General features: G+C 55.2%; 10 protein-coding genes and 1 pseudogene. 7 read left to right on the plus strand and 4 right to left on the minus strand.

The window, feature by feature from the left end:
• The first annotated feature begins 33 nt into the window (after positions 1 to 33).
• From ACQYWX_RS05210 to ACQYWX_RS05225, 4 genes and pseudogenes are all read left to right on the plus strand, one after another.
• Complete coding sequence (locus ACQYWX_RS05210) at positions 34 to 426, plus strand: response regulator (protein WP_216736851.1); 393 nt, start codon at positions 34 to 36, stop codon at positions 424 to 426.
• The gene (locus ACQYWX_RS05215; RefSeq protein ID WP_431688106.1) at positions 416 to 2077 is read left to right on the plus strand and encodes a diguanylate cyclase; all 1662 of its coding nucleotides are present in this window, start codon (positions 416 to 418) and stop codon (positions 2075 to 2077) included. Before ACQYWX_RS05210 ends, ACQYWX_RS05215 begins: the two co-directional genes overlap by 11 nt.
• Positions 2078 to 2100: 23 nt before the next feature.
• On the plus strand, positions 2101 to 4575 hold the full coding sequence (locus ACQYWX_RS05220) for a two-component system response regulator (RefSeq protein WP_431688107.1): 2475 nt from the start codon (positions 2101 to 2103) through the stop codon (positions 4573 to 4575).
• A 78-nt stretch (positions 4576 to 4653) separates the two neighbouring features.
• Positions 4654 to 5286 (plus strand): annotated as a pseudogene (locus ACQYWX_RS05225) (MBL fold metallo-hydrolase).
• A 36-nt stretch (positions 5287 to 5322) separates the two neighbouring features.
• On the opposite strand, the gene ACQYWX_RS05230 reads toward ACQYWX_RS05225, so the two are convergent.
• Positions 5323 to 7014: an amidase gene (locus tag ACQYWX_RS05230; RefSeq protein WP_279506972.1), complete on the minus strand. Its 1692-nt coding sequence runs from the start codon at positions 7012 to 7014 to the stop codon at positions 5323 to 5325.
• 176 nt (positions 7015 to 7190) lie between these two features.
• Between ACQYWX_RS05230 and ACQYWX_RS05235 the strand changes: the two genes are divergently transcribed.
• The 3 genes from ACQYWX_RS05235 (at position 7191) to ACQYWX_RS05245 (ending at position 12345) form a co-directional block, all read left to right on the plus strand.
• Positions 7191 to 9749, plus strand: a complete 2559-nt coding sequence (locus ACQYWX_RS05235; RefSeq protein WP_431688108.1) for a S8 family serine peptidase — start codon at positions 7191 to 7193, stop codon at positions 9747 to 9749.
• Positions 9750 to 9986: 237 nt separating this feature from the next.
• Entirely contained in the window at positions 9987 to 11879 is a 1893-nt protein-coding gene (gene parE, locus ACQYWX_RS05240) for a DNA topoisomerase IV subunit B (protein WP_216736857.1), read from the plus strand.
• The gene (locus ACQYWX_RS05245) at positions 11869 to 12345 is read left to right on the plus strand and encodes a hypothetical protein (protein ID WP_431688109.1); all 477 of its coding nucleotides are present in this window, start codon (positions 11869 to 11871) and stop codon (positions 12343 to 12345) included. The genes parE and ACQYWX_RS05245 overlap by 11 nt, the downstream gene beginning before the upstream one ends.
• Here ACQYWX_RS05245 and ACQYWX_RS05250 read toward each other — a convergent pair.
• The 3 genes from ACQYWX_RS05250 to ACQYWX_RS05260 all read right to left on the minus strand — a co-directional run bounded on the left by ACQYWX_RS05250 (position 12342) and on the right by ACQYWX_RS05260 (position 15253).
• Positions 12342 to 13166 carry an ATP-grasp domain-containing protein gene (locus ACQYWX_RS05250; protein ID WP_431688110.1) on the minus strand — a complete coding sequence of 275 codons (825 nt, stop codon included), beginning with the start codon at positions 13164 to 13166 and terminating at the stop codon, positions 12342 to 12344. The genes ACQYWX_RS05245 and ACQYWX_RS05250 overlap by 4 nt on opposite strands.
• Positions 13167 to 13216: 50 nt before the next feature.
• On the minus strand, positions 13217 to 13687 hold the full coding sequence (locus ACQYWX_RS05255) for an RDD family protein (RefSeq protein WP_279506977.1): 471 nt from the start codon (positions 13685 to 13687) through the stop codon (positions 13217 to 13219).
• Positions 13688 to 13846: 159 nt separating this feature from the next.
• Positions 13847 to 15253 (minus strand): S28 family serine protease, encoded by a 1407-nt coding sequence (locus ACQYWX_RS05260; protein ID WP_431688111.1) that lies wholly within the window; start codon positions 15251 to 15253, stop codon positions 13847 to 13849.
• Between the last annotated feature and the right edge of the window lie 179 nt (positions 15254 to 15432).

The following is a 15432-nucleotide window of genomic DNA, read 5'->3' on the forward strand; positions in this document are numbered from 1 at the left end:
CTGTGGCGCGCGTGAATGAGCAAGGAGATACCTGTGGCTCCGCCTATTCGGAAAATTGTCTACGTGGAAGATGAACCTGATATTCAGGCTATAGCGCAGATGGCCTTGGAGGCGATCGGCGGTTTCGAGGTCATATTGTGCAGTTCAGGCAGAGAAGCCCTGGAGGTGATTCCTCAGGAAATGCCGGACTTGGTGCTGATGGATGTGATGATGCCCGAGCTGGATGGACCCTCCACATTGCAGGCCTTACGGGAAGTGACGGAATGCAAGCATCTGCCCGTTGCGTTTATGACCGCCAAAGTGCAGAAGTCGGAAATTGACGAATTTATCAGTCTGGGGGCGGTCGGCGTGATCCCCAAGCCCTTTGACCCGATGAAGCTTTCCGATGAGGTTAAGCGGCTTTGGGAGAAGGTGCATGCGGGATGAGCGGGAGAATGCGAAGGAGGATTCACGCTCGCCGATGGAAAAAATGCAGGCCTTGCGCACCGCGTACGCCAGCGCGTTGCCGCAAAAGCTGACCAATGTGCGCGATAGTTGGAGTTCCGTCAGAACGCTGCAAAATTTCAACCGGGAAATTCTGATGCCCTTTCGGCATCTGGTGCATCGTTTGGCTGGCTCCGGCGCCTCCTACGGGTTCGCCCGACTCTCCGCGCTGATGCAGAAGATCGAGCAAAAAATCGATCAGCTCTCAGATTTTCCCGAGAACGCCAAGCGTTTGGTGCTGGAGATCGATAACCTGCTGACTCAGGTTGATTCCTCCGCGCAACCAGACGAACAAAGCAACGAAGAGCTTTCTCTTATTTCCTCCCAACGCATTCAACGGCCGGCGGCGCCTAAAGCGTTATTGGCTTTGTCGAAACAGAGCGCCTGCAATTCGCTGCCGGAACAATTGAAACATTACGGTTATGAGGTGCGCGCCTGTTCTGCGGAGGAAGTGATCGAGAGCGCGCTGCGGTTTGAGCCGGATATCGTCGTCTATGAAGAGCTGGGCGCATCCCAGCTTTGTCCGGCTCCCATTGAAATGGGTAAAACCAAAGTACCTTTTGTGTTCGTATTACATCAAACGCCAAACCTGTTTTTGCGCGTGCAGGCGTATCGGGCGGGCATACGCGAAGTGTTGCAGTCGCCGCCGGATATTTCCCAGTTACTGAGCAAATTCGATCAATGCTTCATTTCTGAGGGAGATGTGCCTTACAGAGTGCTGTTGATCGACGACGACAGTGAACTCGCCATGTATCACGCACAGCTGCTGGAACAGGCGCAGATGAACGCGCGGGTGGTGTCCCAGCCTGAGGATATTCCCGAAGTATTGCTGGAATTTTTTCCCGATGTGATTCTGATGGATTTGTATTTGCCTGGGTACAACGGCATCGAGCTGGCTGTGGCCATACGCCAGGACGCCACGCTCTATGGCGTGCCGATCATCTTTGTTTCGGTGGAGCAGGATATCGCCCGCCACTTGGGCGCTATTCGCGCTGGCGGCGACGATTTTCTTATCAAGCCGGTGCCGGCGCCCTTTCTGCTGGCGTCGGTGGAGAGTCGGGCGCGACGGGGCAGGGAACTGCGGGGCATGCTGAGCCGGGATGGCCTGACTGGGTTGCTCAACCACGTCAGTGCGGAAGAGTATTTATCGCAGCAATTGTCCCGGGCTCGTCGCATGGATAGCAGTCTGGCGTATGTCATGGTCGACCTGGATCACTTTAAAAAGGTCAATGATAATTACGGTCACCTGATGGGCGATCGTGTATTGGTGAATTTCGCGCGTTATCTGCAGGGGCGTTTGCGGCGTAGCGATGTGATCGGGCGTTACGGCGGCGAAGAGTTTGTCGTCATATTGCCGGACACCACCAAAGAGCACGCCCGTTTTGTCATCGAGTCCATGCGTATGAGCTTCGCCTCCATCAATCACAATACTGCGGAAGAACCACTTCGGGTGACCTTCAGCGCGGGCATCGCCGCCTTTCCCGATATCGACGACATGACGATGCTCACCAAGGCGGCGGACGACGCTCTATATGACGCCAAGCAGCTGGGGCGTAACAAAGTCTGCATATATAAACCTAAGACCTCGGATTGATGGACAGGAGCAGTGATAAAGGCATGGACGGTGCACTGATAAACAAGCTGGCGCAGATCCAGCGACATTATCGGCAGTCGTTGGGCGCCAGGGCGGATGCGCTGGAAAAATGGTGGGACGAATTGCTGAAAAAGAGCGATCGTCAACGCCTGAACGATATTTGTATGACGCTGCACAGCCTGGCGGGATCGGGAAAAACCTTTGGACTTCCCGAACTCAGCGCGGCGGCGGCGGAGTTGAATGCTTATTTGCAGGACTTAATCAGAGAAGGCTCGACTGCGTTTGACAAGCACAATGAACGCATGGGGCTGCTTTTACAACTGATGCGCCGCCCACACACCGGGGACGCCGCGCCTGGAGCTAGCGAGATGGAGAGTAACCCTCGTCCGGGACGCTTGGTCTACATCGTCGAAGACGATCAGATGCTGGCGCAGTGGATGAAAACCCACATCGAACAGCATGGTTACAGCGCGCGTATCTTCAACAGCCTTACGGCGCTGGGGCTGCGCCCGCAAGACGAAACGCCGCTGGCGATTCTGATGGACGTTATTCTGCCGGAAGGGGAAAACGCCGGGCTGGATTTCGCCATTAATCAGAACTCATCGGAGATGTGCGGCGTGCCTTTGGTGGTTATTTCCAAACGCACTGACTTTGATGCGCGTCTGCAGGCGGTGCGGGCCGGAGTGCGTCACTATCTCACCAAACCTCTGGATTCAGAGAGTCTGCTGGCCAGTATTGAAGACATGGTGGAAGAGACGCCGGCGGAGCCGTATCGCATTCTGCTGGTGGATGACGATGAAGACATTACCGCCTTGTATCGGGCGCATCTGGAAGCCGCTGGCGTGGAGGCCCGCACGCTGAGTGAACCGAGAAAAGTGCTGCAGGTAATCACGGAGTTCAAACCGGAACTCATCGTTCTTGATCTGCATATGCCGGAATGCACAGGGTTAGAAGTGGGGCAGATCATCCGCCAGCATGTGCAATTCGCCAACGTGCCGTTGGTGTTTCTCTCCGCAGAGTCCGATTCCAGCGCGCAACTGACCGCCATCGAACTGGCTGGCGATGATTTTCTGATGAAGCCCATCGACCCTGAAGTGCTGCGTATCAATCTGATAGCGCGCGCGCGTCGGGCCCGTATGGTGAGCATGTATGTGCGCAGCCTGATCAAGGAAATGTCCTTTAAAGAGCAACACGATGCGCTCACCGGGCTGCCCAATCGATTGCATCTGGAGCGCCGCCTGGAGCTGGCGATTCGCAACGTGCGTTATGGCGTGCGGGATCAGTTTTCACTGTTTCTGATCGACGTGGACAACTTCCAGCATATCAACGACGCCTACGGGCATGAGCTGGGCGATCAACTGATCGTCGATTTGTCCAAACGACTCGAATCCCTGATTCCTCACAGCGCGGTCTTGTGTCGCCCGGGAGGGGATGAATTCGCCATTCTGTTCAAAGGCGTGCGGGATAAGAAACAGGTGATTCAATATGCCGAGCGGCTGCTGGAGGCCTGTGAGACGCCGTTCAATATCGGCATGGATGAAATCAGCATTGGCCTCAGTATTGGCGTCGCCACCTACAGTCGCGAACACAAATCCAACTTCGGCATTGAGCTGTACAAAGAAGCCGACATGGCGTTGTTCACCGCCAAGAAAATGGGCAAGAACGACTTTGTGATCTTTGAAGAGCACATGGCGTCAGAGCTGAAAGCCCAGGTGAGCATGACCAGCGATCTGCGCAAGGCCCTGGTCAACCGGGAGTTTCATCTGGTGTATCAACCCCAGGTTAATTTGTACAACCATCGCATATTCGGCGCGGAGGTGCTGTTGCGCTGGAACCATCCAGTGCGCGGACCGGTGTCGCCAGCGGAGTTTATTCCTGTGGCGGAAGCCCATGGCCTGATCGATCAACTGGGCGAATATGTGCTGCGCTGCGCCATCAAACAGATTGCCGACTGGAAGCGTCAATATGGCCGCGCGGTGCGTTTGGCGGTGAACGTGTCGCCGCGTCAGTTCGGGCGTTTTGATTTTGTATCCCAGGTTGGCTTGCTGTTGGAGGAGTTCCATGTGGACGGGCGTCTGCTGGAGCTGGAAATCACGGAAAGCGCCCTGGCCAAGGATATAGAGACTGCGGTGTCCAAACTGATGGAGCTGCGTTGTCTCGGAGTGGGCGTAGCGGTGGACGACTTTGGCACCGGCTTTTCCAATCTGGCTTCATTGAAGCGTTATCCGGTGGATTTATTGAAAATCGACCGGTCCTTTATTCGCGATATTCCACATGATCAGGATAATCTGGCGATCGTCACTGCGATTGTGCAAATGGCGAAAACCTTGGGCTTGAAGATACTGGCGGAAGGGGTGGAGACCATCGATCAGATCCGTGTCATGCGGCAACAGGGGTGCGATCTGATCCAGGGCTTTTATGTCGCTCGTCCAATGCCGGTGGAGCAGTTTGAGGGAGACTACCTGAGCGGCGCAGGTCAAGAGAGCGGGGCCTTATAAATCCAGCGGTTGCGTCGGTGTCCCGGTGTAATAGAATGGGGCTGCGCCTGTTGTAGGACTTGGATTTAGTGAGTAGTCATGAAATACGAAATAGTGCCCGTTACCCCTTTTGTGCAGAACTGCACCGTACTCTGGTGCGAAAAAACGCGTCAGGCCGCCGTGGTGGACCCAGGCGGAGACCTCGCCAAGATTTAAGCCGTGTTGACGCGTAACGGTCTGACGCTGGAAAAAGTGTTGTTGACCCATGCGCATATCGATCATGCCGGCGGCACGGCTGAGTTGGCGGATTCTCATGAAATTCCGATCGAAGGACCGGAGTATGAGGACAAGTTCTGGATCGACGCCTTGCCGCAGCAAAGCATGATGTTCGGCTTCCCCAGCGCCAAGCAGTTCACCCCGAATCGCTGGTTGAACGATGGCGATGAAGTTAGCGTCGGTGAGGAAACCCTGCAGGTGTTCCACTGCCCGGGACATACGCCCGGACATGTGATTTTCTACCATCAAGGCGCACGTTTGGCGCTAGTGGGAGACGTCCTGTTCAATGGCTCCATTGGCCGCACTGACTTTCCCAAAGGCGATCACGCCACGCTGATTCAATCCATCAAAACCAAATTATGGCCACTGGGCGATGATGTTTCTTTCATCCCTGGTCATGGCCCCATGTCCACCTTTGGCGTGGAACGTAGAACCAATCCTTTCGTGAAAGACTAGTCGCGTCTTTTCTGCGCAACTTTTTTCTTGCGACGCTCAGGGCTTTAACAGATCGAAGTACAGCGCTGGACGTCGCAGCTCCACCTTGCTTTCCAGCGCCCGTCCTACGCGCAGCAATGTATGTTCGCGCCAGGCCCCGCCCATCAGTTGCAGTCCGATCGGCAGGCCTTTGGCGTCGTAATCCACCGGCAAGGTCAGCGCCGGCAGGCCGGTAAGATTGGCGGAGAAGGCGAAACGCATCAGCTCCGTCAGCACCTGCAAGTTGGACTCGCCGCTGGGCTCTTTCTGCGGTCGAATGCGCGGAGCAGTCATGGCGGTGGTGGGCGTGACGATAATGTCCACTTTCTGCAGGAGGTTGTCGAAGTCGCGCATGGCCTGAGTGCGAAAGCGTTGCGCTTTGATGTAGTCCGTACTGGAAAACTGCTGCGCCACGGCCAGATTAAGGCGCGTGTCCAGGCCGAAGCTTTGCGGATTACGGCGATACTCGGCGTCCACCGCCGCCAGCATTTCCGACCCAATGGTGATGGCGTGACTGACCCGCTGCAGATCCAGACCTTCGAGAGTGATTTCCTGCACCTGAGCGCCCAGGCTTTTCAGCTTTTCTACGGCCAATTGACAGGACTGCGCCACTTCCCGGTTGGCGTGCCCGAACCAGGGAGAGTAAATGCCGATGCGGAGGTCGGACAGGTCCTGCTTCATATAGTCGGAAAGATGGGGCGGCGGTTGATCGATAGAGAAGGGGTCCATTAAATCTGCGCCGGCGATGGCGCTGTAAGCCAGGGCCACATCGTCGACGCAACGTCCCATGGGACCGACATGGGCCACGCTCCAACACAGTGGAAAAGCGCCATGCTCGCTGACCCGTCCCCAGGTCGGCTTTAGACCCACTACGCCGCATAACGCGGCGGGAATACGGACGGAGCCGCCGCCGTCGGCGCCGAGGGAGATCGGGCACAGACCCGCCGCCACCGCAGCGGCGCTGCCGCTGGAGGAGCCACCAGCATAGTGGTCGAGATTGTAAGGATTACGGCAGTGGCCATGGTGCACGTTGGCCCCGGTGACGCCAAGGCCGATCTCATGCATGTTGGCCTTGCCGATGATGATGGCGCCGGCGGCGCGCAGCCGCGCTACGGCGGTGGCGTCCTGGTCAACGGAGCAGTCCTGTCCGTAAATCTGGGTTCCTACGGAGGTGGCGTAAGGCGCTGCGTCGAGTTCGTCTTTGATCGCCACCGGCACGCCGTCTAACAAACTCAGGGGACGCCCTTCCTGATAACGTTGCGCGCTGGCTTTCGCCTGCATCAGGATGTCTTGTTCCGAGCTGAAAATGACGGCGCGCAGCGGCGGCTGACCAGAGTCGCTTTGCTGCAGCGCTGCGATGACCCGGCGCGCGACATCCAGCGGCGTGGTCTGGCCTTTGCGATAAGCCTGGATAAGGTCTCTGGCTGAGGTCAGCGGGAAGGCGTCCTGTACGTTTTTAATCGCTTCCTCCGCCATGGCGATGCTGGCTCGGGCGTGGGCCGCTTCCGGAGCGCGCCCGGGAGGATGTTTGGGAAATAGCGTCGGCGTGGTGTTCAGCTCCGCCTCGCGCAGCTTGTAGGCGCCGCCTTCGCGCAGCAACGCCAGTCCCAGAATACGTCGGGAATAGTTGCTTTCGAGCAGGCCCACCAGGGTTTTCAGAGGCGTACCGGCAAGGCGGGGAAACTTCAAAGACTTCAAATCGTAAGACATAAAACTCATTCCGGGGTGAAGCTGCGTTTTTATGCTCTGACGCAATTGGTTATATTTTATATAGAACGCTTTAGTATAAACGCCAAATGATGACGAAGGCGCTGCAATTGGCGCTCACGTCCTCCTGTCTCCTGCTAGGATATACATATATGACCCATTTGCGTTGTGGAATTTATATGCGAAGCCTCTCATTTACCGGCAAAGCTTTCATACTCACTCTGGCGACGACGTTAACCGCCTGCGGAGGCGGTGGAGGAGGGGGCGGCGATAGCGGTGATACGCCCGCCGCTGTGACCTATACGTTGTCTGGCTCTATCAGTATTCCGTCGTTTACGCAGGTGGATTCGGATTCTTCTGACGTTTCAGCGGGCACTACTTCTAACAACAGTGAGAGTGAAGCGCAGATCATTTCGAATCCGGCAATCGTCGGAGGCTACGTCAGCGATTCATCTGGCGCTTACGACGGTGAGCATTCATATCGCCGAGACTTGGTTGATTACTACCGAGTCAAGTTGTTGGCTAGTCAGACGGTTAAATTAAACGCGGAAGCGTCTGCAAAAGGGATTGCATCCACTCAGCGCTTAACCCTGTCTCGGGTCGACGGCGCTACAGACCCTTTAGTTGCAACGAATATTGGCGTTAAAACGCTTACCGTACCCGCTGACGGTGATTTTTATATCAAAGTTGAAGGTTTCTCAGGCCCTTCCAGCTACATCCTGGTAGTTGGCGAGGCAGCTTCAAGCAGTGCGCTCAATAATTATTCTGCGCTATCGATACCGACCCAGGCGGAGTTTGCGCCGGGTGAGGCGATTATCCGCTACAAGGCTGCGAAAGGATATTCCGCGCAGGCGCTGCCGGGATATTTTCTGGAAAGATTCGGCGACGCTAATATAGGCTTGTTCCGCTTCGATGATGCCCAGATAGTGCAGGGACCGGCGCTAAAGTCCTTGGCGCAGAAAGTGGATGAAAGACAGCGCACTATTGAACTGATAGAAGCTTTACGTCAGCGGCCGGATATCGAGTTCGCCGAGCCCAATTACATTCGTAAAGCGCTGGAAACGCCATCAGACCCACTTTATGGACTGCAATGGCATTATCCTTTGATCAGTTTGCCCAGTGCGTGGGATGTCACTCATGGTTCTGGAGTTGTTGTGGCGGTTTTAGATACTGGCGTATTACTAACCCATCCTGATTTGTCTGGGCGTTTAGTGAGCGCCAACGATGATTTCGACTTTGTCAGTTCCCTTTCCTCGTCTCTAGATGGCGATGGTATTGATAGCGACCCCACAGATCCTGGCGATAGTGTGTTTGGAAGCAGCAGTTTTCATGGCACGCATGTCGCCGGAACCGTCGCAGCCGCCTCGAATTCCATCGGAGGGGTAGGCGTCGCCTTTGAGGCTAAAGTAATGCCGATACGAGTGCTCGGGCAGGGTGGGAGTGGTTCTGATGCGGATCTGGTGCAGGCGATTCGTTTTGCTGCGGGACTTTCCAATTCTTCGGGGACTATCCCCAGCCGACGTGCTGACATCATCAATATGAGCCTTGGCGGCGCTGGGTTTTCTACAGCGTTGGGCGTCGCTGTTCAGGATGCATTAAATGCCGGTGTGATCGTGGTGGCGGCCGCAGGTAATGAAAACACCTCGTCTCCGTTTTATCCTGCGGCCTACCCTGGCGTGATTTCGGTCAGTGCGGTGGGGTCCGATGGACTGAAAGCGCCTTATTCAAATTATGGCTCCACGGTTGATGTCGCGGCCCCTGGCGGAAACTTCTTCCTTGATCTGGATGGAGACGGCCAACAAGACGGCGTGCTAAGCACATGGGGGAATGACAGCTCGGGCTCTGTCCAGTTCGCTTATTCGCAGATGCAGGGCACGTCCATGGCGTCGCCTCATGTGGCGGGAGTTTTCGCATTAATGGAGTCCCTCCGTGATGTGACGCCATCGGATATCGACAGTTATCTGACAAATGGCGAGCTGTCGGTTGATATCGGCGCCACAGGGAGAGATGACATCTATGGTTACGGTTTAATAGATGCAGCCAAAGCCGTGACGGCGGCAGGAGGCTCGCCGCCGCCAGTTGTGAAAGCATCCGCCAACAATTTGAAATTCACCAACACCAGTTCGACGGTCATCACCCTGAGCATTCCGTCTGGCGTTAGTGGCGTGACCGTATCCACGTCTGCGTCTGGTGACGTCGTATGGCTGAGCGTGGATGACAATGGCGACCTTGATGACTCGACTTATCGCATCAGTGCGGACGCCACCGGTTTGGACGTGGGAGTCAGCTATCCAGGCGAAATTACAGTGGATTATGTGATTGATGAATCGTCTAAGGCGGTCAAACTGTCGATCCCCGCCACGCTGACCCTGGCTGATCCAAATGCTAAGCCGGATGCCGGCAAGCATTATATTTTGTTGGTTAACCCAGAAGACATATCAGATGTTCCATATCAGATCAGCGCCACTGCTTCGGGCGGCGTTTACAACTTCGCCTTCAGCGGTGTGGAAGCAGGAACCTACCTCTTGGTGGCCGGCACAGATTTGGATAATGACGGTAAAATCTGCGATTCGGGCGAAGCCTGCGCCGAGTATCCCGTGCGCAATGCCCTGGAAACGATAGAGATGAATGAGTCCAAGTCAGGATTTTCATTCGCCACCGGCTTTCAAGGCGACATTGGTAGCGCCGGAGCGGGCGGCTCGCAGGCGCACAAGGAATATCGGCTAATTAGCAAGTGAGGCCGGGCGGGTGAAAGGAATTTCACCCCTTCCCAGTTGATCTTTGGCGGCATTCCTATAAATTAATGCCCAATTCCAATCTCCGGCGATTGGCCCCTGCGCCCCCGGAGAAAGTCACAAGCGCATGCAGGCGCGTTTCCGGGAAAGGCCGTTGTCCGGCCCAATCAGTCAATAGCGGGCAGGGAGCGCCGCCCGAAAGCGCGTCGGCAAGTAACGAGTTGTATTCAGGAGAAGCTTTTGTCAAACAACTACAACGCCGACTCCATTGAGGTCCTCAATGGCCTGGACCCGGTTCGCCGCCGTCCGGGCATGTATACGGACACCTCGCGGCCCAACCACCTCGCTCAAGAGGTTATCGACAACAGCGTTGATGAGGCGCTGGCGGGACACGCGCGACAAGTGGACGTCGTACTGTACAAAGACGGCTCTCTGTCCGTAACCGACGACGGTCGCGGCATGCCGGTGGACATCCACAAAGAAGAAGGGATGCCCGGCGTTGAGCTGATCCTGACCAAGCTTCACGCAGGCGGTAAGTTCTCCCACAAAAACTACCAGTTCTCCGGTGGTTTGCATGGGGTGGGTGTATCTGTTGTGAACGCACTGTCCCTGAATCTGGAAGTGTTGATCCGTCGCGACGGCAAAGTGCATCGCATTACCTTCGCCAACGGCGATAAAGCCTCAGACCTGGAAGTGATCGACACCTGCGGCAAGCGCAATACCGGCACCACGGTGACTTTCCTGCCTGACCCCAAGTACTTCGATTCTCCCAAGTTTTCCGTTCTGCGCCTGCGCCATGTGCTGCGCGCTAAAGCGGTATTGTGCTCCGGTCTGAAAGTCACCTTTAAAGACGAAAACACTGGCGAGAAAGACGAGTGGTATTACGAAGACGGTCTGAAAGACTATCTGAGCGGCGCCACCAACGAATTCGTCACCTTGCCGCAGCAGCCTTTTATCGGCCAGATGGCGGGCAATACGGAAGCAGTGGACTGGGCGGTGCAGTGGCTGCCGGAAGGCGGCGAACTGATCGCTGAAAGCTACGTCAACCTGATTCCCACAGCCCAGGGCGGCACCCATGTCAACGGTCTGCGCACTGGCCTGCTGGAAGCGCTGCGGGAGTTCTGTGAGTTCCGTAACCTGCTGCCGCGCGGCGTCAAGCTGTCCCCGGAAGACGTCTGGGATCGCTGCGCCTATGTGCTGTCAGTAAAGATTCAGGAGCCCCAGTTCTCCGGTCAGACCAAAGAGCGTCTGTCCTCCCGTGAATGCGCCACCTTCGTTTCCGGTGTGGTGAAAGACTCTTTCAGCCTGTGGCTGAACAAACATACGGCGGAAGCGGAGCAACTGGCTGAGCTGGCCATCAACAACGCCCAAAGCCGTTTGCGCGCCGCCAAAAAAGTCGCACGCAAGAAAATTACCAGCGGCCCGGCGTTGCCCGGCAAGCTGGCCGACTGTAGCGGCAGCGATGCGATGCGCGGCGAACTGTTCCTGGTGGAAGGGGACTCTGCAGGCGGTTCCGCGAAACAGGCTCGCGACAGGGAATTTCAGGCGGTGATGCCGCTACGTGGAAAGATTCTTAATACCTGGGAAGTAGACTCAGAGCAGATTTTGGCGTCACAGGAAGTACACGATATCGCTGTGGCTATCGGCGTCGACCCGGGCTCTAGCAATTTGGAAGGGCTGCGCTACGGCAAGATCTGTATTCTGGCGGACGCCGACTCAGATGGCCTGCATATCGCCACCTTACTGTGCGCGTTATTCGTCAAGCACTTCCGCCCGCTGGTGGAAGCCGGCCACGTCTTCGTCGCTATGCCCCCGTTATACCGCATCGACGTGGCGAAAGACGTCTACTACGCCCTCGACGACTATGAGAAGCAGGGGATTCTCGACCGTATCGCCGCCGAGAAGAAAAAAGGCAAACCCAACGTCCAACGCTTCAAAGGCCTGGGCGAAATGAACCCCCTGCAACTCCGCGAAACCACCATGGCCCCCGACACCCGTCGTCTGGTGCAACTCACCGTGGAAGCCGCCGACGACACCGAAGAAAAAATGGATATGCTCCTGGCCAAAAAACGCGCCTCCGACAGACGCGAATGGCTCGAAAGCAAGGGGAACCTGGCTGAGATTGCAGTTTGATTCTTGGCTAGTCACCTCGGAGTGGAAAGCGGATTACCGGCTTTCCACTCGACACTTTTTCTGCTTGTTCAAGCATCCAACAGAAAAACGAATAGCTACCCTGTTTTTTTCTATGAAATCAAAGACTAGATTAATAACCGTCAACGACGCTCGATATGTCTGGTTGGTCGATGAAGTAGAGTGGAACCTGCTCAAGTTAAAAGTCTGGCGGGAAGGGGAAAAGAGCGCCCCTTGGTTTACATTGGATAAAGACGTGAATATTCCGTGGCGATTTTCCCCTGAGATTGCCGAGACTACTCCTGACATTGCTTTTTCAGTGACGCCCAAGCTGGTGGCGGAAGCTATCAGGCAGATCGGCTCGCAATTTGGCTTCCCTGGCGAAAATAGCAAAACTTTAAATCTGTGCGTCAGCGCTGACGGCAAGTCCATTTTGCCGTTATCAGCAGAGGCGTCGCCAAGCTTTTAAACGCCCTCAACTCTCTCCCTCAAAATCCTCGCCAGCGCTTCCAGAGCGTCTTCTGGGAATCCGTTTAAGCCGGGGATATCGTTGCTTTCCAGCAGGATAAATTCGCCGTTTTCGGTTTCCAGAAAGTCCAGGCCGAGTATGTCCGCACTCAAGTGGTCCATTGCGATTTGGGTTTGTTCTCGCAAATTGTCTGGGACCGGCATCAGTTGAAAGTCCAAGGTTTCGATGTTGGCTTTCCAGCGGGCGCCGCGGCGGGACATGGCCCACATTCTGTCGCCGATAGCGAGGCAGCGGATGTCGCGGACGTAAGGGATGTAATCTTCCAGCGTCACGTAGTCATTGGATATGAACGTCAGGTCCTTGATGTCCGACCAGGAGGTTGCGTTTTCCGCCAGGGCCTTGCCGTAACCACCGTGGAAATTGCCGACTTTAACCACCGAGGGCAGGGGAGGATCGACTTTATCTAACAGGTTCTCACCGATGGCGATAGTATGCGGCGATACGGTCAGACCTGCTTCCTGCAGTTCCGCCAGCATCGATAAACGATCATAGCCACGCAGCAAGGTGCGTGCTGGATTTACGCAGGGAACGCCGGCGAAACGAATCAGTTCAAGGACGCTACGATGGGACTCGTCCGGCTTAACCGCGCCAAGTCGCCACAACACCGCGTCCGCCCGCACGACGCCGGAAGCGTCAAATACCCACAGTCGGTTATCGTGATACAGCCATTTGCTGGTTTGCAGGCGACGGTAATGCACTTCATGACCAGTGAGGTATTTTGGCCAGTATTGCTCGCCGTTCACCACGATGATGGAAGCCATAGAGTCCTCGAAACTAATTCAATAACGCTAAAGGGGATGGTTGGGTTTACTTAGCTGGAACGCACAACGACGGTTCCGGCGAGCTTGTCATGGAAGCCTTGCTTTTTCGGGTCCCAGGCGACCCAAAGAAAACCCAGGCCCAGAGGCAGTAATGACAGGTAGTAAGCGAAATAACGCCCGATCATTTGGCCCTTAGATGGTTTAGCGCCTGTTTTGGCGTCGACGATGACGGCGTTAACCAGCATTTTTCCTGGCGTGGCGGAGCGGTAGATCCAGAATAAAATGACCGCAAGCGCCGGGAAGACATAGTTGAGCAGCACATCTGCCGTGCCCGCGATAAACGTCTCACCATCGAAATAATTGAAGCCGTATAGGGAGATCAGAATCGGATAGGAGATCGCCATCATAATCAGCGTATCGATAATACTGGCGCCGGTTCTAGCCCAGAAACCGACATAGTCCATATCTTCCTTGTGAATTTCTGAAGTCAATTCCGCCTGAGGAGCTTGGTAGGGATTCATTGAGTTACCTTATACATCCGAGTATCTAAATTGAAGCTGTTTAGGATAACAGGTTAATGAATCTCGGTGGATGGATTGTAGGAGAGGGGAGAGCGCCTTTAATAAGGCATGAGGATAGAAAAGCCCCCGACGACTAAGCCGCCGAGGACTGAGGATAGATTACAGAGGACGGCGTTGCAGTCCCTCTTCTTCCGATTCAAGGGCGCTGTCTTTGCTGATCGACAGGCTTCTCAGCATTAGAGGCGGATCTTGCGGGGCTACGCCTGTCCAATCTTCCAACATGGAGTAGGCTCTGCCCTTATCACGCTCGTTCAAAGTGAGGATGTCGGAACCGTGATTGCCGCCTTTCACCATAAAGGTGCGAGTACCGCGACGGTTGGAGTCAGGGATAAAGAAGGCCGCCGCAGACCATGGGTCGATTTCACCGTAGATCATGATCACGTTTTTGCTTCTCATCGTCGCAAATTCGGCGATATCCCACATGGCTCTGTGATCGAAGCGCTGGCTCGGCCATTCGCTGACATAAGCGCTGTAATCGTTTGGATCGTACATCAGCAAGTTACGCATATGGCTGGTGAGCAAACGGGGGTACCCCAGCTGGGTGATCGCCTGATAGAAATAGGCTTCATACTGTTCCAGTCCGGAATCCGTAACGAAGGTCAACGGACCCCAGGCCAGCATGAAATCGAACAGCTCCTGGTCACTGGCGTCTTTAGCGGGGATATCTTTGCAGTATTCCAGATCTCCGTACTGATAGAACTGGAAGTACAACTCGCCGATGGTGAGGTCCAGTACGCGATCCAAACCGCCTTCGAGATTGAACTCCAGGCCGTTTTCAGTTGCGTAGGTCTGGATGTAAGCCTTCATGGTTTCCCTGCGCTTCAACACTTCGCGCTGGTAACGCTTGAGCGTTTCACGACAGGCGCGTGGGCCGACTTCTTCCTGGAACGTCACATAGCGGGGGTCCAGACGACCAAAGCTCTGCGGCGCTACATTGGCCACGGTGCCGTCTACGTCATTGGGGAAAAAGCGGCGGTGATACATGGCTGTCATACCGCCTTTACTGGCGCCGCGTGAAATCCACTTGCCGCTGTAGAACGGACGAATCGCCTGCACGATACGATGATGATCTGAAGCCGCCTGCTTGATTGTCAGATACTGCCAATCCAAAGGATCTGGTCTGGATTCCGCAAAGTAGCGGTGCTCAATTTTCAGCTGGCTGGCGTTGAGCACTTTGGTGAGGTTGTAGCGGTAGGTGCTGACGGAAATGTTATAGCCGTTTGTGGCTAACACCATTGGCGCTTCCGCAGATTTATGCAGCAACACCATGCGCTGCTTGAAAGTTCCCATGGCGGGGTTAGCGTGATCGATGGGCTGCTCGTAACGGATCAGAATGTAACGGTAGCCTTCCGGTGGGTTGTCCAGCTCTTCCGCTTCCATTCCAGGCACGCCATTGAGGTATTCCAGAATGTCTTGGTCGGGCGCCTGATTGGCGTAGCCGGCGCTGGATAGAAAAAGGGAGATGAGAAACGCGAAAAATAACGAATAAGGTGATTTTCTAAGCATATCCTTTGTCGCCTTGAAAAATGAGTTCCTTTTCCAGGCAGGGAGGCGGCTGTTTTTAAACCTGCTCCGAGGCGGCCTAACGCGCTAAGCGCTCGTCATTCCTGCAAGAGTGGTTAGATTATTATTCTTAAGATTAAGAATCCTCAGCTGATCCGTGCCCGGGATTTATTATTGAGAGT

It is taken from the genome of Hahella sp. NBU794, from assembly GCF_050749805.1.
Classification (GTDB): domain Bacteria; phylum Pseudomonadota; class Gammaproteobacteria; order Pseudomonadales; family Oleiphilaceae; genus Hahella.

Excerpts from the sequence above, each read along its gene's own strand:
- ACQYWX_RS05215 (WP_431688106.1), top strand. The coding sequence starts at position 416 with ATGCGGGATGAGCGGGAGAATGCGAAGGAGGATTCACGCTCGCCGATG.
- ACQYWX_RS05220 (WP_431688107.1), top strand. The coding sequence starts at position 2,101 with ATGGACGGTGCACTGATAAACAAGCTGGCGCAGATCCAGCGACATTAT.
- ACQYWX_RS05230 (WP_279506972.1), bottom strand. The coding sequence starts at position 7,014 with ATGTCTTACGATTTGAAGTCTTTGAAGTTTCCCCGCCTTGCCGGTACG.
- ACQYWX_RS05235 (WP_431688108.1), top strand. The coding sequence starts at position 7,191 with ATGCGAAGCCTCTCATTTACCGGCAAAGCTTTCATACTCACTCTGGCG.
- ACQYWX_RS05250 (WP_431688110.1), bottom strand. The coding sequence starts at position 13,166 with ATGGCTTCCATCATCGTGGTGAACGGCGAGCAATACTGGCCAAAATAC.
- ACQYWX_RS05255 (WP_279506977.1), bottom strand. The coding sequence starts at position 13,687 with ATGAATCCCTACCAAGCTCCTCAGGCGGAATTGACTTCAGAAATTCAC.
- ACQYWX_RS05260 (WP_431688111.1), bottom strand. The coding sequence starts at position 15,253 with ATGCTTAGAAAATCACCTTATTCGTTATTTTTCGCGTTTCTCATCTCC.